Below are 17824 nucleotides of genomic sequence, written 5' to 3' on the forward strand. Positions count from 1 at the left end.
GGCCTACAGTGACGAATGATTCGACGATGTCGTTCCGGCGCCGGGCGGGGGAGAGTTGCGGATCGCGGCGTCCCGCAACACCCGCAGCAGCGGCGTCACCCGGTTGCGGCGGTACACGAACCGCACGACCGCGGGCGGCGCACCGACCAGCGGGATGAACCGGACATTGCGATGATTTACCCGCCGCCGGGCGACTTCCGGAACCGTGCCGACACCGCGGTCCGCGGCGATCAGTTCGAGCCACTCGTCGAAGTTCGAGCACGTCACCACCGGGCCGTCGTGGTTCGGCCACAGATCCTCGGACGTGGTGCCGCTGAGAGTGTTGATGACCAGAGGAAGCGTTCCGAACTCGGCCCAGTCGATGGACTCGCGGCTCGCGAGAGGTGAGGCGGCGGAGACCGCCGCGATCCGCTGCTCCTCGAACAGCGGATGCTGCACGAACTCGTCGCCCGGGACGTCCCGGCGGACGACCGCGGCGTCCACGCTGGCGTTGTTCAGCGCGGCGATGGGGTCGTCGCAGCGCCGCGGAACCACGGTGGCGCGGGAGTTCTTCTCGACGTCGTCGATCACCTGCTGTGCCCACGGATCGGGGAGGAGCCAACTGAAGCCGAGGGCGAGGGATCGGGTGGTGTACAGCGCCACCGCGGAATCGAGGTCCCCGAGAATGACGCGCACCTTCTCGACGAAACCGGCACCGTCCTCGGTGAGGGCGAGCGCACGCGAGGTCCGGTCGAACAACCGCACGCCGAGCGAGGCCTCGAGTTGCTGCACCGTTCGGGTCAGCGCCGGCTGCGTGATGTGGAGCGCGGTCGCCGCGGCGGTGAACGAGCCCGCCTCGGCGACCGCCACGACCGCCCGCAGATGCCGCAGTTCGATGGTCATAACTGCCAAGCATAGATCCAGCCGAAACGGCATTTCCGCTTGCCGATTCGGCGGTGCACGATGGTGGACGGAAGCGTGAGCCGCGTTCGTCACGCACCCATCGACCGAAAGGAACCTGGTGTTCGATTTCGAGGAAGACCTCCGAATTCCCATCGTCGGGGCGCCCATGGCGGGAGGGCCGAGCACCCCCGAACTCGTTGCCGCGGTTTCGTCCACCGGCGGCCTGGGTTTCCTGGCGGCCGGGTACAAGACCGTCGACGCGGTTCGCCGTGAGGTCGACGCGGTTCGCGCTCTGACGGCCGCACCGTTCGGACTCAATGTCTTCGTCCCGGGCCGCCCACCGGCCGACCGCGCGGCCGTGGAGGGCTATCGGGAGCGGTTGCAGCCGCTCGCCGAACGTCGGCAGGTGGTGCTGCCCGAGGTCGTCGACCACGACGACGATGCGTTCGACGCCAAGGTCGACCTCGCAGTCGAGCTTCCCGTTCCCGTGGTGTCGTTCACGTTCGGGCTTCCGCCGCGAGGCGTCGTCGAGCGGTTGCACGCTGTCGGCACTGCCGTCGTGGCGACGGTGTCGGATGTCGACGAGGCACGGTCGGCCGCCGAGCGGGGCGTCGATGTGATCTGTCTGCAGGGAGTCGACGCAGGTGGGCATCGGGCGACGCTCGACCCGGACGCGGAGCCGGACCCACGTTCGACCCGGGAACTGGTCGAGGCGGCCCGCGTCGCGGTCGACCTTCCCCTCGTCGCGGCGGGAGGGATCGCGACGGGTGCAGACGTCGCTGCGGCTCTCGCGGCCGGGGCCACCGCAGTCCAGATCGGTACCGCTCTCCTGCGCGCCGACGAGGCGGGCACCAAGCCCGCGCACCGCGCCGCGTTGCACGACGACCGGTTCACCGACACCGTCGTCACCCGCGCGTTCTCGGGCCGTCCCGCCCGCGGCCTGGTCAACGACTTCATCACCGACTTCGACGCGTACGCGGTGACGGCATATCCGCAGGTACACCTGTTGACGAGCGGGCTGCGGGCCGCGGCCGGGGCCGCGGATGACCCGCAGGGCCTCGCCCTGTGGGCCGGCGTCGGGTATCGCAAGGCCCGGTCGGCCCCCGCCGAACAGATCGTCCGAGACCTGTGGAGACAAGCGCGGGCCGTTTGATGGACATCGGCGAACGTCTGCTGCCGTACGCCGAACACCTCGCGCCGGCCGACGCGCGCGCGACGTTGCTGACATCCGTCGCTTGCTAGGTTCGGCGGCGAACGTTTTTGGAAGAGAAGGCATGAACGCACCAGGTAGCACCGACGAGCGAATCACGTTCCGAACCCCGACCTCGCCGTGGATCACGGTCGGCCAGGTTGGGGCTGCACTGGCGGCCGGCATGGGTATCGGACGGTTCGTCTACACCCCTGTTCTCCCGCTGATGGAGGCCCAGGCCGGATTGACCCCGTCGGCGGGCGCCGCTCTGGCGACGGCCAACTATTTCGGCTATCTCGTCGGGGCGCTCGCCGGAATCGCCCTACCCGGGCTGATGCGCTCGGCGGCAACCCTGCGTGTCTCACTGCTCGTCCTGACCTTCACGCTGGCGTTGATGCCGGTCGCATCGAACGAAACCGACTGGGGTGTATTGCGATTCATCGCAGGTGTCACCAGTGCGCTGGTGTTCGTTTTCGCTGTCGGCGCCATGCACTCCCACCTGAGTGGTCAGGCAGCGCACCTGTCGGGGTGGGCGTTCGGCGGAATCGGAGCGGGTATCGCCCTGTCGGGCCTCGTCGTCCTCATCCTGCGGTCGATGAGCACGTGGGAGTCGGTGTGGTGGGCGGCCGCGCTGCTGACCGCGATCTGCACCCTCGCGGCGTGGACTCTCACACCGCAGCACCCGGCATCCGCGTCGGCCGACGAGCGTCGAAGGTCACCCGAGCAGGGGGCCCGCCGGTTCGGCGCCCTCTTCGCCAGTTATTCCCTCGAGGGCGTCGGATACATCATCGCCGGCACCTTCCTCGTCGCGGCTATCGACCGTACCGCGGGTGGCATTGCCGGCAGTGGCGCTTGGGTGTTCGTCGGGTTGGCGGCGCTGCCGTCCGGTCCGCTGTGGGCATCGCTCGGCCGACAGTGGTCCCGGCCGGTCCTGCTGGTGATCGCCCTCACCGTTCAGGCTGCCGGCATCGCGCTGCCCGCGGTGGCAGGCGGCATCGGGCCCGCCCTGGTCTCCGCCTTCCTGTTCGGGGGAACCTTCCTCGGCATCAGCCAGATGTCGCTCGCGATCGGCGCTCACCTCCAGTTCCCGCGTGCGGTCGCGATTTTGACGAGCGGATACAGTCTCGGTCAGATCGCGGGCCCTCTCGTCGTGACACCACTGCTGTCCGACGGCTACCACCTCGCCCTGCTCGTCGCCGCGGGTATCGTTCTCGCCGCAGCACTTGCCGCTGCCGGACTGAGCGTCCGGTTGCGTGGGCACGCCACGGTCGGGTAGGGGGAAGGCGGCCCATTCCTGAAGGCGATTGGGCCCCGGACGGCCGCGAGGATGTGGCATTCTCACGAGGTGCGACGGTGGCGGGGTGAGAGTGGTGTGGCCGGTTCGCCGGCTGCGACCATGTCAGGGGTAACCCCTGGCTCGACAGTGTTCATCGGAGACACCGTCCGACGCGCGACCGCATGCTCCGCGTGCTCCGGCGCGCCGCAGACGACAGGTATCGGTCACCTCGCACCGTCGCACGCATGACTGCCCGCCCGGCCCTGCCGCCCGAGATCGCTCGTCGCCTCGCTGCGGTGGCAATCGACGGAGCCTGGACCAGGGCGGGCCTCGTCCTCCGCTTCGAGGAAACCGGAGTGCCGGACGCCGGCCGGATCGCGATACGGCTCCACGACCTCATGCCCACGCCGCCGATCGACGGCGTCGACAGCGTCTTTCGGCTGCTGTCGGAACTTCCGCTGATCGAGCGGGCAGAGCCGATCGTCGACGAGGTATCCGGCAACGGCTGGAAGTTCGACGTCCCGCAGTGGTCGCGCACGGCCGCGGTCGCCGAGGCGGTCGGCCTCACCCCCGCCGAACTCGACTGGTTCGCCGATCCCGGCGGGTGGCTGCGCACGAAGCCGCCGCCGCTGCAGCACTACCGCTATCGGATCCGGTCGGACAACCGCCTGCTCGAAGCGCCCAAGGAACGTCTCCGGGAGGTGCAGCGCCGGATTCTGCGGTCCGTCCTCGACCGCGTTCCGTCTCATGCGGCGGCGCACGGATTCGTCCGAGGTCGCAGTGTCCACACCTTCTCCGCTCCGCATGCCGGGCACGAAGTCGTGCTGCGCATCGACCTTCGCGCGTTCTTTCCTCGGTCTCGCGGACGCGGGTGCGGGCGGTCTTCGGCGCACTCGGCTATCCGACCCGGGTGTCCCGGGTGCTCGCCGGGCTCTGCACGACGTCGACCCCACCCGGTGTCCTCGCGCAGCTTCCGTTCGACGCGGCGAGCCGGCTCCGGGGTGCGCACCTGCCGCAGGGGGCGCCGACGTCACGGGCGCTCGCCAATCTCGTTGCACACCGGCTCGATCGCAGGTTGACCGGACTCGCGCGAACCCACCGCGTCGCGTACACCCGATATGCCGACGACCGTGCGTTTTCCGGCTCGGATCTCGCGGTGGATCGACTGATCCACGCCGTCGGCAGGATCGTGGCGGACGAAGGCTTTTCCGTCCACCCCGGCAAGACCCGGGTGATGCGAGCACACCGACGCCAGCACCTGGCCGGGCTGGTGGTCAACACTCGTCCGCAGGCGGCGCGTGCCGAGTACGACGACGTGAAGGCACTGCTGTTCAATTGCGTTCGGCACGGGCCGGATTCGCAGAATCGTGACGGCAGACCGCACTTTCGCGAGTACGTCTACGGACGCATCGCCTGGGTCGGGGAGTCGAACGAGAGCAGGAAACGCTCGCTGCACGCACTGGCCGCCCGGGTCGGCTGGGAAGGTTAAGGCCGCCGGACCGCGGTCAGCCGCGGCCGACGAACGGCATACGGGAGGCCATGATCGTCAACGTCGGCACGGTGACGTCGAGGGGGAGTTCGACCAGCCGGGTGACCGCGTCCGCGACGTACCGCGGATCAAAGGTGGGTTCGGCTCGCATGGATCCGTCCGCTTGGCGCGCGGAGTGGCCGATGCCGGCGGTCATGGCGGTGTCGGCGTTTCCGATGTCGATCTGGGTGCAGCAGATGTCGTGGTCGCGCCCGTCGAGTGCGATCGACTTGGTCAACCCCGATACTGCGTGTTTGGTTGCGGTGTAGGCGACGCTGGCGGGTCGAGGTGTGTGCGCGGACAGGGAGCCGTTGTTGATGATGCGTCCGCCGCGGGGTGTCTGCGCCTTCATCATTCGGACGGCTTCTCTCGAACAAAGGAAGACCCCGGTGAGGTTTGTGGCGACGGTCCGGTCCCAGTCCTCCGGTTCGATCTCGTCGACCGCGCCGGAGGGGCCGAAGGTGCCGGCGTTGTTGACGAGTACGTCGAGGCGGCCGAACCGTTCGGCGACGGTGGCGAAGAGGCTGTGCACCGACTGCGGTGAAGAGACGTCGGCAGGCACCACGCGTGCGTGGTCGTGCCCGTGCGCTGTCTGATCGAGGGACTCTCGTGTTCGTCCGGTCAGCACCACGTGGTGTCCGGCATCGAGTAGTCCGGTCGCGATGGACCGCCCGATTCCCGAGCCGGCACCCGTCACGACGATGACCCGTTCCGTCACGTTCACTCCTCAATTCGATCGGTAACGCAAGGTTCACGAACAACTGATGGTAACCATCGAACCGTCGCCGATCGCCGGTGTTCGACAGCGGCAGGTTCGTGGTGCCCGCAGGAATCACGGTGCGCCGAACCCTGGAGTGGGGGAGCGGAGTCGGGTTTCCTGTCCCGGTGACCATCGCAGACATCGCACCTCGTACCGCATTGCAGCAGCGCTACTGGGACCCCGCCCTCACTGAACCCGCGCAGTGGAATCCGGTTCTGGAAGCCCTGCATTCGCACCGGTCGGTTCGTCGCTACCTGCCCGATCCGCTGACCGACGAGACCCTCGACGTCCTCGCCTCGGCGGCGCAGTCGGCCGCTACGTCGTCGAACCTCCAGGCGTGGAGTGTCGTCGCCGTCCGCGACCTCGACCGGAAGGCTCGCCTCGCCGCGCTCGCCGGCGACCAGGCCCACATCGTCGAGGCCCCGGTCCTGCTGGTCTGGCTCGCCGACTTCGCCCGCGTCCGTCAACTCGCCGGCGATCGCGGCGCGCCGATCGAGGGCGCCGACTACCTCGAGAGCAGTTACCTCGGGTTCATCGACGCCGCCCTGGCGGCGCAGAACGCCGTGACCGCGGCGGAGTCCCTCGGCTTGGGAACGGTGTTCATCGGCGCGATCCGTAACAAGCCCGAGGAGGTCGCCGCGGAACTCGGGCTGCCGCCCCACGTGTTCGCGGTGTTCGGACTGGTCGTCGGACGACCCCATCCGGACGCTGACGCCCAGATCAAACCGCGTCTGCCCCGGCAGGCTGTGCTGCACCACGAGACGTACGACCTGCCCGCCCAGCGCGACCACGTCGACGCCTACGAGGGGCGCATCGCCGCGTTCTACGGCACCCAGCAGCTCGAGCATTCGTGGACTGCACGGGTTCTGGACCGACTCGCCTCGGCAGCACGGTTGAACGGGCGCGATCGGCTCAAGGAATCGCTGATTCGACTCGGGTTCCCCCTGCGCTAGGGGCTGTCGACGCTATGAACTGACGCCTTCGGAAACTCGATCCACTGTGTCCGACGGGGCCGGCAGGGCCTGGATCGCGCCGTCCGGCCGGGCCAGCAGCGCCCCGCCGTGGGGGATGCCCATTCCGCGGGCGGTGATGGCGTCGACATCGTGGACGACGAGCGACGGACCCGAAAGCGAGGGCGCGGCGCGTTGCCACGACGCGCTCGGATGCGTCGTGCACAGCGTCAGTCCGCGTCCGAGCAGGTCGAGGGTGGACACCGTGCGGAGGCGTGGGACGGCAGCCAGACGTGCGGGATTCGGCCCCCGAGGTCCGCAGGCAATTCCTGCGCGGCGAGCCGGGTTCCGCCGTGCGGATCGGCCGAGCGGGCCACGTTGTGCGCGGCCACCGGTCGGCGTTCGGTTTCGTAGGTGTCCAGCAGCTGCGGTCCGGTCCAACCGCGCAGCACCCAGGCGAGTTTCCACCCGAGGTCGTGGGCGCTCTGGATGGCGGTGTTCATGCCGGTGCGCCCGCGCGGCGTGATCTGGTGCGCCGCGTCGCCGGTCAGGAACACGGCGCCGTCCCGCCAGCGGTCCGCGAGCTGCGCGGCGAATGTGAAGGTCCCGATGCGTTCTATCCGCGGCTCCAGGTCGGTCAGTCCGCTGCCGAGCCGGATGAGGCGGGTGGCCTGCTCTTTCGTCAGACTCGCCACGGACTGTCGGGCGAGGTCGCGTTCCACGCCGTCCACTCACCGGTCACCTCGGCCGGCCGGGACGAAGACCCCCGCGGCTTCGGGGTGGGTGACGGCGTAGATGCAGTAGCGGCGGTCGCCGAGCAGTTCCCACAGCGGGGCGCGGAACTCGGTTCCCACGGCCTGGGACGGACGCCCCGGCCCGCGCATGGCGATCCCGAGGGCATCACGCACCGTACTGCGCGCGCCATCCGCCGCGACGAGGAAGCGGGCGTGGACGGATCGGGTTGCGCGGCTTTCGACGTCGCGCAGTGTCACCTCGACACCGTCGGACCGGTGGTCGAGGCCGGCCACCTCGGGGCGAAGCCTCCCCGTCGACGAGGTCGCTCGCATCCTGATCGCCACCGCCGAACGGAGCCTGTGCCGATGAGCGGTGCGTCACGCCGGGTCGGTGGCCCTGCGGGGGTGGCGGCGCTGGTGGAACCGGGCGCGCTGCAGATCCAGGAGCGTCGCGCTCTCGGCATCTGCTTGCTGCTGTCGACGGGCAATTCCGACCCGAACGGCGGTCGTACGTCGGTGAAGTTCCGCTGCTCGGCCGTCTGCGTTCTCGTCGTCGAGAAAATGGGCGGCCGCACGATCGCACCGAATCAGCAATTGTTCGTAGACGAGGCGCGCCGGCGCTCGCTCGTCGAGTTGGGTGATCGCGACGTCCTCCACGAATTGCAATGGGATACGCAGTAATTGGTAATTCATTCGCAAAAGTGTCATCGGCATGCCGCGCAATGTTGTCACGATCGGGGATGCTAGCCCTCGTGGCCGACGTGTGTGCAGCGTTTCGCGTTCATCGGGTGGTCGGCAGGGAGATTCGTCGACGCCGAGGAGGAGCCCGGCACAGGGGAAGACTCGTCGTGGTCCTTGTTCACACCGATGCCGTACTGATCCAACTGCAGCTCGGGGCCGGTGACCTCGAGGTGTGGATCCTGCACCGCCATCCCCGCCAGGATGACGTCATCGGTGCTCGCGGCGTCGGCTTGGCGCTGCTGGAGAACGATGAGGCAATCGTCGAGGTCCCGGACGGCGACGATCGTCGCAGTCGGCACCAGCCGCTGCGCGGCATCGAGCGAGGAGGTATCGACGAGAGGACAGACCCGCCGGTGCGCACCAGCAGTCGTTGGACGGCCCGGAAGTACACGGTGGAGAACGCGATTCGTTCCGCACGTGCGCAGGTGATGGTGAAGGTGCGGGCCACGATGTCGACGTCGAAACCGGACAAGGTTCCGGTCACCGGGTCGCGGAAGCTCATCAGGTTGGTGCTCTGGTCGACGCCGACGATCAACCGGCCCCGCGCGCGAATCGCGGCGACCGCACCGTCGGCGGGTGCCGCGGCCGGTGTCGGGTCTGAGGCCGCCAAGGGCGCCGCACTCTGCCGGTGATTGCGGTTCGGGTGAGGCGGTAGCACCGGTGGCGGCGAAGCGTTTCGTCGGCGCAGGCTTGCTGCGCGAGGATGCCGGCGCTCGCGATCGCACCTAGCGGTTCGGTGCCCTCCGCCCGTGCACCGCGCTGGCAGTCGAGGACGCTGGACCGGCTGTGCCTACCCACTGGGCGATCACTGCCACCAGCACGGTGGCGGTGAGCGGGGCCGGGTTCAGTCGACGGTGCGTCCTGCGCACCAGATACAGCTGCGCGAGCACGAGCAAGGCCAGGGCCGCGACCGTGGTCGCCAGTGCGGCAGCGGGGAGCCGTTCGGTTCGAGTCTGGGTGTCGGCGACGGCACGGATCTGATCCGAGTAGAGGGTGTGCGCCACCGGCAGCACGGTGTCCTGCATCAGCGCGGAGGCATCGCCCAGGCCACCCCGATCGGGTTTCCGGCGTTGTCGTTGGCGCGGGCGGTCGAGATCAGTCCGGCGTAGACACCGAAGTGTCGGGAAATGTCCGTCAACTGCTGCACGCATTCCGGTTCTGCGGGTCGACCCCGGTGCCTGCGGTGATCAAGGCTGCCGAGGCGTCCGCGAGCGCCTGATTGTAGGTCTGCAACAGCGTGGTCGGATCGACGTCGGTGGAGATGAACGAGGTGGTGGCGGCCGCATCGGCGATGGCCGTGAGCTGTAGAGAGACTGCGCCGCCACCGCCACCGCCAGCGGTTCGGTATGGCCGCGCAGCGTGTAAATTGAGGTTGGCAGGCCCCGACCGATATGGACGGCACCACCCCCGCGACCAGCGTGGCCGCAATCAATATAGCGCCGAACAGGATGAGCCGGCCCGGGGTGGACACCAGCAGTTCGCGCCACGGTGGACGAGGTGTGGCGTCCTCGGCGACCAGCGACTCGTCGAGGACGTGCCCGTCTTCGGTGGTGTCGGTCGCGCATTGGAACACGATGCTCCTCCATGCCCTGGAAGTCAGATCCGCGGGCGCCGGATCCAGCGGCGGGCTTTGAGCGCGAGGTGCAGTTCGAGGCGGGTGGCGCCGTTGAGGGGGTATACCTCGAGGGTGTTCACGAGGTCACCGTTGGGGTCTGCGTCGACGAGGGTGTCGAGTAGGTCGGAGACGGTTCCCCGTCGGTGCGTAGCAGGGTGGCGATCAGCCGGTACGGGCCCGATCTTCTGGCGAGGACCTGCACTGGAGGTGGATACGTGGGATACCTGTGCATGCGTTGGAGACCGCACTCCGGCCGTGCGATAACAAGGTTCAGAGCCTGGCTACGCAGTTAGATCGATGATGAGTTTGCCCGGTTGGCCGTTGGAGAACGAGTCCACGAAGGCGGCCGGCAACTGCTCGAATCCGGGCAATACGGATTGCACGGCCTCCAACTGTCCGGAACTGATGAGTTCGCCAAGCGTGGCTTCAACCTCTGCTGCGCGGTCCATGTAGTCGAGCACGACGAATCCTTGTGTAAGGATACGCTTGGTGAGAAGCAGCCCGAAGTTGATTGGGCCGGAGGGTCGTTCGGTCAAGTTGTAGCCGTCGATCAGGCCGCACAATGCGATGTGTGCATGGTTGTTCAGCCGGGCGATCGATGCCTCGAACATCGGGCCCCCCGAGTTTTCGAAGATGCGGTCGATGCCGTCCGGTGTTGCCGCCTCGAACTGGTCCTTCCAATCAGGGGCCTTGCGGTCGACGACGGCGTCGGCTCCCAGTCGGGCCACCATCGAGCACTTCTCGGCCCCTCCTGCGATGCCGACAACGCGTGCGCCCGCCCGCTTTGCGAGCTGGACCGCCACGCTTCCCACTGCGCCAGAGGCGCCGGAGATCAAGACGGTGTGTTTTGGTTTCGGGCGCAGGATGTCGCACACTCCGGCCCACGCGGTCAGGCCCGTCATCCCGAGTATGCCGAGGTAGTGCTCTAAGGGAACGTCCTCGTGTGATGCGATTCGGTCCCAGTCGGTACCGGGCGAGCTGACGATCTGGCGCCGTTGCCAGCCGACAAAGCCGCGAACGATGTCGCCCGCGGTGAAGTTGCTGTTGCGCGAGGCGGTCACGCGTGCCAGACCGAAAGCGCGGACTGGCTCTCCGAGTGCTACGGGCGGAAGGTAACTCGGTCGGTCGTCGAGCCAGCCCCTGATGGCCGGATCGATCGAGATGAAGAGGGTCTCGAGTGCGACGTCGCCAGCCTCGAGTTCGGGCAGGGCGACGTCCTGCACGCGGAAGTCCTCCACGCTCACGTGCCCGCGGGGGCGCTGCGCCAGGACGATCTGTTGTGATGAGTTCACTGTGTTACTCCTTCGTCATTAACGACGGTAGAAGTCATGGCAAGGCAAAACTTGGGCTTATGCGCACGGGATTCGAAGAGCGCGCACAGCGCGCATCCCGATGCCCGATGCGATGCGCCTGATGAAAGCAGGTGCGCGCAAACAGCCAAGACGTGATGTCCGTCACTTCATAGGGTCGGTGAGAAGCGGGTTTCGTGCCGAGGAGCCCTCCTAAAAGATCCGGAGTCAACGCAATGAATGACATGCGCGCCGACCGACCTCTCGAGATTGCGGTCACGATCGATGACTTCGTCCTGTGGGACGGCGTTCCCATGCCGGACGATACGACTCCCACTGATATCACGCGGTCCGTCGCGAAGACGTTGAACGACTACGGACTCGAGGGGACCTACGGCTTCTCTCATACATACCGGTTAGAGAACGAGTCAGAACAAATGGAGGCCTTCGAGGCGTGGGTCGAAGCGGGCCATCACCTGGGTAACCACACTCACCAGCATGCCCCGCTGCGTTGGATGCCCGACGCGGCATTCCGATGCGATTTCGAGACGGCCGAGAAGTATATCGGTCATCTGATCGACGCCGCACCGTCGAAGTACTTCCGGTACCCGATGGACATGTCGTCAGGATCTGAACGACGTCGAGGGGAAGTCGAGAATTACATCGCCGATCTCGGCTACCGCACCGCCCCGATCACCAGTTGGTTCAGTGATTTCGCGTTCATAATGCCGTACTTCCGCGCGATGACCCTGGGCGACAAGGACGTGCAGAAGCAGGTACGCGACCTGCACGTCTCGACCGCGGTTGACATGCTCTACAAACACGCGGACACCGCGCACACCCTGTTCGGTGCCGACGCGCCCCTCATCTGGCTCGTTCACGGCACCACGATCTCTCGTGACACCCTCGCTCCGATCCTCGAGGCATTCCTCGAGCGTGGCGTGGAGTTTGTAACCCTCGATGAGGCGATGAAGCATCCGGTGAACTTCGGAAAGCCGCCGTGTAGTGAGAGCTTCACCAACCAGCTACAGAGATTCGCGATTGCTGCGGGCGTGCCGAAACCCGAACTCGACTTCGAGCGGCTAGCCGAGATCTTGAACCTCGCGCCCATTCCCGGACTCGACACGATGGCGACTTACGAAGATCGCATGTTCAAACCGTTGGCGAGGCGGGTGGGAGCCGACTACGACTGGGATTGGTCCTGAGCCGGCAATCCGCATTCACAGCATCACACCATCATCATCGGAAAGCAGGATCATGCTCAACCTGGCCACCATGCTCGCCGACACTGCTCGACGCACTCCCGACAGAACCGCTGTCATCGAAGGTGACCGAACCCTCACCTTCGGTGAAATCGATGCGGCCGCGAACAGTGTCGCCCATTTTCTTCTCTCGCTGGGGTTGCGCCCCGGCGACCGCGTCGCCCTGACGATCGCGAATGTTGTCGAGTTTCCGATCGTCTACTTCGGCATCCTCAAGGCCGGTGGAGCCGTGGTGCCGCTCAACACGATGCTCAAGCGGGAGGAGGTTGCCTACCACCTCCGTGACTCGGGCGCGACGGCATACTTCTGCACCGTGCCGGGACTCGGCGACGAGGCGTGGCGCGGATTCCAGGACGTCGCATCCTGCGAGCATCTGGTCACCCTTGGCTCCGCATTACTCGATGCGCCAGGTGTAGGAACGACCTTGGCTGACGCAGTGGCCGAACACCCCGCCGAAGACGTCCTGCAGGTGACCGAGGCAACGGACACAGCGGTGGTCCTCTACACGAGCGGGACGACCGGCAGACCGAAAGGGGCGGAGCTCACCCACGCCAACCTGGTCCTCAACGCCATCGGGCACAACCAACTGCTCGACGCCCGAGCCGACGACATACATCTGGTCACACTTCCGCTCTTCCACTCGTTCGCACAGACCGTGCAGCTGAACGCCGGTTTCGCCATGGGTGCCACCCTGGTCCTGCTGCCACGATTCGACGCAGCCGAGGCTCTGGCGTTGATGACGCAGCACCGGGTGACGGTCTTCGCCGGTGTCCCGACGATGTACTGGGGCCTGCTCAACAAGTCCGCTGACGGAACAAATGTTGGCCTCGACGGTCTCCTGCGAATCGCGCTTTCCGGCGCAGCTGCCATGCCCGTCGGTGTGCTGGAGCAGTTCAGGGATGTCTTCGGTGTCGGAATCCGGGAAGGCTACGGACTCACCGAAACCAGTCCGACCGTCACGTTCAACCGGCTCGACCAACCGAACCGGTCGGGATCGATCGGCACGCCGATCTGGGGAGTAGAGGTGAAGCTGATCGACGATCATTGGAACGAGGTCCCCGCCGGTGAGCCAGGAGAACTCGCCGTACGTGGATACAACGTGATGAAGGGATACCTGGGGCGGCCCGAAGCGACAGAGGACGTGATCCGCGACGGCTGGTTCCGTACGGGCGATATCGCAACGAGGGACGAGGACGGCTACTACTTCATCATCGATCGCGCCAAGGACTTGATTGTGCGGGGAGGCTTCAACGTCTATCCGCGGGAGCTCGAGGAGGTGATCATCGGCCATCCCGAAGTCAGCCTCGTGGCCGTCGTCGGAATTCCCGACGAGCGAATCGGTGAGGAAGTAAAAGCCTTCGTCATCCGAGAGCCCGGCTCGGTGTTGAACGAGGAAGACCTGATCGGCTGGTCACGGGAACGATTGGCGGCTTACAAGTACCCGCGCCTGGTGGAGTTCAGGGACAGCTTGCCGATGAACGCGACAGGAAAGCTACTCAAGCGGGCTCTGCGATGATCGAGCCGTTGGCGTGGGCGCCGGCGCGCGCTAGCGTCGACTGTGGCACGAGTCGCAGTTTCGGCATACCGGTGTGAGAAGGTGTCGCGAGCTTGTATTCCGTCGATACGTTGCGCAGCAACGAGCACGACCAGCGCGAGCGCGGTGACTGGTGGCGCGATCAGGTCTCGTCGATCCACTGTCCGATGGCGTTCTCGCTTGCGGATAACTACCAGGGAACCCTTCACCATCAACACTCGGATACGTACCAGCTAGTTCGCTGGTGGGGCGAAGCGGAGGTCCTCTCCCGCTCCGCAGCGGACATCCGTCGACATCCACATGGCGCCTACGAACTGCTCCTACCGGTCCGGGGCGAAGTGATCCTCGAGCAGGATCGTCGTGAAGCCACGATCACACCGGCGGTCATGGCTCTCACATCGCTGGACACCGCGACTGTTCTGCGCCATGGTGATGGCTTCTCTTCTGTTGCATTCGTGATGCCACGTGACCGGATCGAGGCGCGGGTGCCGACATTGCCGCACGCTGGCACCGTCCTCGATGCGACATCTGGACTGGGACGCATCGTTGTCGACGTGGTCAGTAGTCTGCGCAGGGAGCGGCACGAGCTCACTGGGAGTCAATTCGACGCGATAGCCGACCGAATCGTCGATCTCGTGGCGCTCGCCTACAACGCAGACACGGCCGCCCCCTCCGTCGATGTTCAGGAAGGGTTGGTCAGCGCCATCCGGCGCTTTATTCGAGAGAATGCGCACGACCCGAACCTCACAGGAGCCGTGGTAGCGGCGCGCCTCGGCTGGTCGCTCCGGCACGTTCAGGCCCAGTTGCAGCGGATTGGGACAACACCGTCGGATCTCATCCGAGAGGAGCGGCTGGCGTTGGCGCGGTTGCGTCTGCAGGACCGTGGCTGGAGCCACCAGAGCGTGACTCAGGTGGCATACTCCTCAGGATTCGGCGACCTCAGCACCTTCAGTAATGCGTACCGTCGGGCCTTCGCTGAGCGCCCATCCGACACACGGTCCGCGGCCTCCGACAATGGCTGAACCAGACCCGCGGTTCGGCTCAGGTTTGACGACCGGGTCTGCCCGCGGGTCTGTTCATGTCTATTGCGCGCGATGCAAGCGAAGTGCGCTGCTCCCCAAGAGATAACGCCGATGCGGTCCTAGCGTAGACAGTATGAATAGTGCAACCACCTCCGAAGTGCGAAGGGCGCCCGACTCCCTCTTCGCTGTCGCCGGGAGGACCGCCGTCGTGACCGGCGGTTCACGAGGGATCGGCGCCATGATCGCCCGCGGCCTGGTACTGGGCGGTGCCCACGTCGTCATCACCAGCCGAAAAGAAGAACAGTGCCGCGCGACGGCGGAAGCTATCAATGCCGAGGCCGACGCTGAGGGAACGGCAGGACGCTGCACCCCCGTCGCCAGTGACCTGTCGTCGGCCGAAGGGGTGACCGGTCTGGTCGACCGGCTCGGCGAGCACCTGACAAGCATCGACATCCTGGTGAACAATGCCGGGGCCACCTGGGGTGCGCCACTTGAAGAGTTTCCCCTCATCGGTTGGACGAAGGTACTCAACACCAACCTTGTCGCTCCGTTCTACCTCATTACGGGAACGCTTCCGCTTCTGCGCAACGCGGCACGTCCCGACTGTCAATGGCCAGTTTGCTGTCCCCGATTTTGGCCAGGTGAAAGTCCCCGCTCCTTGCGGGTGATGCGGATGGTTCAGGGGCGGTCACCTCCGGCTCTGGTGGGCTTCACGCATCCGGTAGGACTCGCCGTCGGTGATGACGACGGTTGCGTGGTGCAGGAGCCTGTCGAGGATGCTGACGGCGGTGGTGTGTTCGGGCAGGAACCGCCCCCACTGCTCGAACGGCCAGTGCGAGGCGATGGCTAGCGATCGTCGTTCGTAGGCGCCGGCGACGAGCCGGAACAGCAGTTGAGTGCCGGTGTCGTCGAGGGGCGCGAAGCCGACCTCGTCGACGATGATCAGATCGGCCCGCAGGAGGGTGTCGATGACCTTGCCGACGGTGTTGTCGGCAAGACCTCGGTAGAGGGTCTCGACGAGGTCGGCGGCAGTGAAGTAGCGGACCCTGTGGCCGGCGTGGACCGCGGCGATCCCCAACCCGATCAGGGTGTGCGACTTGCCGGTTCCGGGTGGCCCGATAACCGTGAGATTGGCTCGGGATCGGACCCATTCGAGGCTGGCGAGGTAGTCGAATGTGGCCTGAGGGATCGAGGAGGCGGGCACGTCGAAACTGTCGAGGGTTTTGGCGACGGGGAACGCAGCGATCTTGAGTCTGGTCGCCGTGTTGGAGGCGTCGCGGGCCGCAATCTCCGCCTCGACGAGGGTTCGCAGCACCTCTTCGGGGGTCCATCGTTGGGTCTTCGCGGTGAGCAGCACCTCCGGTGCGGTGCGACGGATCGCGGCGAGTTTCAACCTGCGTAACCCCCGGTCGAGATCAGCAGAGAGGTCCGGAACAGGTTGCGGCGCAACTGTATCTGTCGTGTTGGTGGGTGTGCTGGTCATGGTGTGCCCCCGGGTCGGTCGGTGCGGGCCGGGACCGCGTAGGCGTCGAGGGAACGAGTCGGGGCGGTCGGCAGGTCGATCACCAATGCGTCCCCGGCCGGGGTGGGCTGCGGGGTCCCGGTGCCGGCGGCGAGAATCGAGCGGATGTCGGCGGCGCGGAACCGCTTGAACGCGACAGCCCGGGTCAACGCCGCGACCAGTGCGTCGGTGCCATGCGCCGCGCCGAGCGCGAGCAGTACCTCGAGTTCGGAGCCCAATCGGGTGTTTCCGGCGGCGGCGGACCCGACCAAGAACGCCTCAGCCGCCGGACCGAGGTCACAGAACTGTTGTTCCACAGTTGTTTTCGGTCTCGGACCACGGCTGGGTGCTGGCCTAGGTCCGTCGTAGTGGGCGTCGTGGACCGACGCGGTGCCCGGCGCGGTGAGTGCGTGGTCGGCGACGACCTCCCCGCCCGACGGGTCGACGATCAACAGGCGGCCACCGTCCTGGGCGAGGGTGACGGTGGTGCCGATCAGTCGGGTGGGCACCGAGTAGCGGGCGGAGCCGAACCGGACGCAGGACAGACGGTCGACCTTGCGAGTAACCGGCGGCGGGCCGATCTGCAGGCGCAGCGACGGCAGCGGTCCGAGCACCGCCCGCTCCTCGACGATCCGCTGGTCGGGGATCGCGCAGATCTCTGAATGGGTGGCGGCGTTGACCTCGAGACACCACACCCTGGCGGCAGTGTTCGCTGCGTGCACATCCACCGGTCTGCCGGCGAGGTTCGCCTCGGTGAGCAGCGGAACGACCAGGTCACGTTGGGCGTAACCGACGAGGTTTTCCACGATTCCCTTCGACTGTGGGTCGTTCGCGTGGCAGGAGTCCGGCCGGAAGCCATAGTGGGTGGCGAAGCGGACGTAGTCCGGGGTCGGAACGACAACGTTCGCGACGACGCCGCCCTTGAGGCAGGCCATCCGGTCGGCGAGGACCTTGATCGGGACTCCGCCGATCGCGGCCAACGCTTCGGCGATCAACGCCAGCGTGGTGGTGGCACGTTCGTCGGCGGCGAAGGCGACGAACCGCCAGCGGGAGAACGCGAGGACCGCGCAGAACAGATGCAGGCCGTGCCCGACGTCCGCCCAGTCGATGACCAGGCACTCGCCCGGCGACCACACGGCCGGGCGTCGGCCGCGGTGATTGTCCCTGCGCCACTCGGCTTTCGCGTCGGCGACCAGGCGCCGGAAGTTGCGGTCCGACCCTTCGTAACCGGCAGCCCTCGCGATCGGGAGCAACCGTTTCGCGGAGATCCTGCCCTGCGACTTCGCGACCCGTTCAGAGACCAGGTCCGAGACCGCGTCGTAGTTGTGGGTGCGTTCGACCGGTTCGGGTGTAGTGTCGCCGGCCTCGAACTTCTCGACGACCCGTTTGACGGTCTTGTGGGTGGTCCCGCACAGGTCGGCGGCACCTCGATACGTTCCGACCTCTCGATACGCGGAAATGATGTCCATGAATATGTAGGTGATCCAGCCGGCTCGACCCGGCGCCGACTCTGACCCTGACGAGGAGTGCACGATGCAGTG

17 protein-coding genes and 3 pseudogenes are annotated in these 17824 nt (G+C 66.6%); 10 read left to right on the forward strand and 10 right to left on the reverse strand.

Translation table 11 applies throughout. The features are described from left to right. Positions 1–3 precede the first annotated feature (3 nt). Entirely contained in the window at positions 4–882 is an 879-nt protein-coding gene (locus MLGJGCBP_RS17105; RefSeq protein ID WP_160097131.1) for a LysR family transcriptional regulator, read from the reverse strand. A 118-nt stretch (positions 883–1000) separates the two neighbouring features. On the opposite strand from MLGJGCBP_RS17105, the gene MLGJGCBP_RS17110 reads away from it, so the two are divergent. From MLGJGCBP_RS17110 to MLGJGCBP_RS51785, 4 genes are all read left to right on the forward strand, one after another. Next, positions 1001–2035, forward strand: a complete 1035-nt coding sequence (locus tag MLGJGCBP_RS17110; RefSeq protein WP_160097101.1) for a nitronate monooxygenase — start codon at positions 1001–1003, stop codon at positions 2033–2035. 121 nt (positions 2036–2156) lie between these two features. After that, positions 2157–3347: a YbfB/YjiJ family MFS transporter gene (locus MLGJGCBP_RS17115; protein WP_160097103.1), complete on the forward strand. Its 1191-nt coding sequence runs from the start codon at positions 2157–2159 to the stop codon at positions 3345–3347. A gap of 245 nt (positions 3348–3592) precedes the next feature. Further along, positions 3593–4426, forward strand: coding sequence for a hypothetical protein (locus MLGJGCBP_RS17120; protein ID WP_236581155.1), 834 nt, complete (start codon positions 3593–3595; stop codon positions 4424–4426). Beyond that, complete coding sequence (locus MLGJGCBP_RS51785; protein ID WP_236581153.1) at positions 4357–4836, forward strand: reverse transcriptase domain-containing protein; 480 nt, start codon at positions 4357–4359, stop codon at positions 4834–4836. The genes MLGJGCBP_RS17120 and MLGJGCBP_RS51785 overlap by 70 nt, the downstream gene beginning before the upstream one ends. A 16-nt stretch (positions 4837–4852) precedes the next feature. Here MLGJGCBP_RS51785 and MLGJGCBP_RS17125 read toward each other — a convergent pair whose 3' ends face one another. After that, positions 4853–5599 (reverse strand): SDR family oxidoreductase, encoded by a 747-nt coding sequence (locus MLGJGCBP_RS17125; protein WP_160097105.1) that lies wholly within the window; start codon positions 5597–5599, stop codon positions 4853–4855. A gap of 161 nt (positions 5600–5760) precedes the next feature. On the opposite strand from MLGJGCBP_RS17125, the gene MLGJGCBP_RS17130 reads away from it, so the two are divergent. After that, entirely contained in the window at positions 5761–6588 is an 828-nt protein-coding gene (locus MLGJGCBP_RS17130) for an NADPH-dependent oxidoreductase (protein ID WP_160097107.1), read from the forward strand. A gap of 12 nt (positions 6589–6600) precedes the next feature. Here the strand turns inward: MLGJGCBP_RS17130 and MLGJGCBP_RS17135 are convergent, their stop codons facing one another. Next, complete coding sequence (locus MLGJGCBP_RS17135; protein WP_160097108.1) at positions 6601–6849, reverse strand: hypothetical protein; 249 nt, start codon at positions 6847–6849, stop codon at positions 6601–6603. Further along, positions 6816–7652, reverse strand: a pseudogene (locus MLGJGCBP_RS51790) (FAD-dependent monooxygenase). The gene MLGJGCBP_RS17135 and the pseudogene MLGJGCBP_RS51790 overlap by 34 nt, the downstream one beginning before the upstream one ends. Before the next feature lie 33 nt (positions 7653–7685). Between MLGJGCBP_RS51790 and MLGJGCBP_RS53750 the strand changes: the two are divergent. Further along, entirely contained in the window at positions 7686–8000 is a 315-nt protein-coding gene (locus tag MLGJGCBP_RS53750; protein ID WP_160097113.1) for a hypothetical protein, read from the forward strand. A 161-nt stretch (positions 8001–8161) separates the two neighbouring features. Here MLGJGCBP_RS53750 and MLGJGCBP_RS17155 read toward each other — a convergent pair. From MLGJGCBP_RS17155 to MLGJGCBP_RS17165, 4 genes and pseudogenes are all read right to left on the reverse strand, one after another. After that, a pseudogene (locus tag MLGJGCBP_RS17155) lies at positions 8162–8701 on the reverse strand (ABC transporter substrate-binding protein); the annotation flags it as partial. Positions 8702–8785: 84 nt separating this feature from the next. Continuing rightward, positions 8786–9085: a hypothetical protein gene (locus MLGJGCBP_RS17160; protein WP_160097115.1), complete on the reverse strand. Its 300-nt coding sequence runs from the start codon at positions 9083–9085 to the stop codon at positions 8786–8788. Further along, positions 9085–9207: a hypothetical protein gene (locus MLGJGCBP_RS53235; protein ID WP_256973495.1), complete on the reverse strand. Its 123-nt coding sequence runs from the start codon at positions 9205–9207 to the stop codon at positions 9085–9087. Before MLGJGCBP_RS53235 ends, MLGJGCBP_RS17160 begins: the two co-directional genes overlap by 1 nt. A gap of 749 nt (positions 9208–9956) precedes the next feature. After that, positions 9957–10967, reverse strand: a complete 1011-nt coding sequence (locus tag MLGJGCBP_RS17165) for an NADP-dependent oxidoreductase (protein WP_160097117.1) — start codon at positions 10965–10967, stop codon at positions 9957–9959. A gap of 194 nt (positions 10968–11161) precedes the next feature. Between MLGJGCBP_RS17165 and MLGJGCBP_RS17170 the strand changes: the two genes are divergently transcribed. From MLGJGCBP_RS17170 to MLGJGCBP_RS51800, 4 genes and pseudogenes are all read left to right on the forward strand, one after another. Further along, positions 11162–12169 carry a polysaccharide deacetylase family protein gene (locus tag MLGJGCBP_RS17170; protein ID WP_236581150.1) on the forward strand — a complete coding sequence of 336 codons (1008 nt, stop codon included), beginning with the start codon at positions 11162–11164 and terminating at the stop codon, positions 12167–12169. Between the two features lie 52 nt (positions 12170–12221). Next, positions 12222–13742 (forward strand): long-chain-fatty-acid--CoA ligase, encoded by a 1521-nt coding sequence (locus MLGJGCBP_RS17175; RefSeq protein ID WP_160097119.1) that lies wholly within the window; start codon positions 12222–12224, stop codon positions 13740–13742. 92 nt (positions 13743–13834) lie between these two features. Continuing rightward, the gene (locus MLGJGCBP_RS17180) at positions 13835–14782 is read left to right on the forward strand and encodes an AraC family transcriptional regulator (RefSeq protein WP_160097121.1); all 948 of its coding nucleotides are present in this window, start codon (positions 13835–13837) and stop codon (positions 14780–14782) included. Between the two features lie 238 nt (positions 14783–15020). Continuing rightward, positions 15021–15314 (forward strand): annotated as a pseudogene (locus tag MLGJGCBP_RS51800) (SDR family NAD(P)-dependent oxidoreductase); the annotation flags it as partial. Positions 15315–15470: 156 nt separating this feature from the next. Here the strand turns inward: MLGJGCBP_RS51800 and istB are convergent. Together istB and istA are read right to left on the reverse strand one after the other, a co-directional pair. Further along, positions 15471–16265 (reverse strand): IS21-like element helper ATPase IstB, encoded by a 795-nt coding sequence (gene istB / locus MLGJGCBP_RS17190; RefSeq protein WP_160097123.1) that lies wholly within the window; start codon positions 16263–16265, stop codon positions 15471–15473. After that, positions 16262–17752 carry an IS21 family transposase gene (gene istA, locus MLGJGCBP_RS17195; protein WP_160097125.1) on the reverse strand — a complete coding sequence of 497 codons (1491 nt, stop codon included), beginning with the start codon at positions 17750–17752 and terminating at the stop codon, positions 16262–16264. Before istA ends, istB begins: the two co-directional genes overlap by 4 nt. Positions 17753–17824 lie beyond the last annotated feature (72 nt).

The organism is Rhodococcus sp. T7, from assembly GCF_009872365.1.
GTDB lineage: Bacteria > Actinomycetota > Actinomycetes > Mycobacteriales > Mycobacteriaceae > Rhodococcus_F.

What these genes read in the sequence shown, in the direction of transcription:
- istB (WP_160097123.1), bottom strand. Translation starts at nt 16,265, where the DNA reads ATGACCAGCACACCCACCAACACGACAGATACAGTTGCGCCGCAACCT.
- MLGJGCBP_RS17115 (WP_160097103.1), top strand. Translation starts at nt 2,157, where the DNA reads ATGAACGCACCAGGTAGCACCGACGAGCGAATCACGTTCCGAACCCCG.
- MLGJGCBP_RS17160 (WP_160097115.1), bottom strand. Translation starts at nt 9,085, where the DNA reads ATGCAGGACACCGTGCTGCCGGTGGCGCACACCCTCTACTCGGATCAG.
- MLGJGCBP_RS17105 (WP_160097131.1), bottom strand. Translation starts at nt 882, where the DNA reads ATGACCATCGAACTGCGGCATCTGCGGGCGGTCGTGGCGGTCGCCGAG.
- MLGJGCBP_RS53750 (WP_160097113.1), top strand. Translation starts at nt 7,686, where the DNA reads ATGAGCGGTGCGTCACGCCGGGTCGGTGGCCCTGCGGGGGTGGCGGCG.
- istA (WP_160097125.1), bottom strand. Translation starts at nt 17,752, where the DNA reads ATGGACATCATTTCCGCGTATCGAGAGGTCGGAACGTATCGAGGTGCC.
- MLGJGCBP_RS17175 (WP_160097119.1), top strand. Translation starts at nt 12,222, where the DNA reads ATGCTCAACCTGGCCACCATGCTCGCCGACACTGCTCGACGCACTCCC.
- MLGJGCBP_RS17120 (WP_236581155.1), top strand. Translation starts at nt 3,593, where the DNA reads ATGACTGCCCGCCCGGCCCTGCCGCCCGAGATCGCTCGTCGCCTCGCT.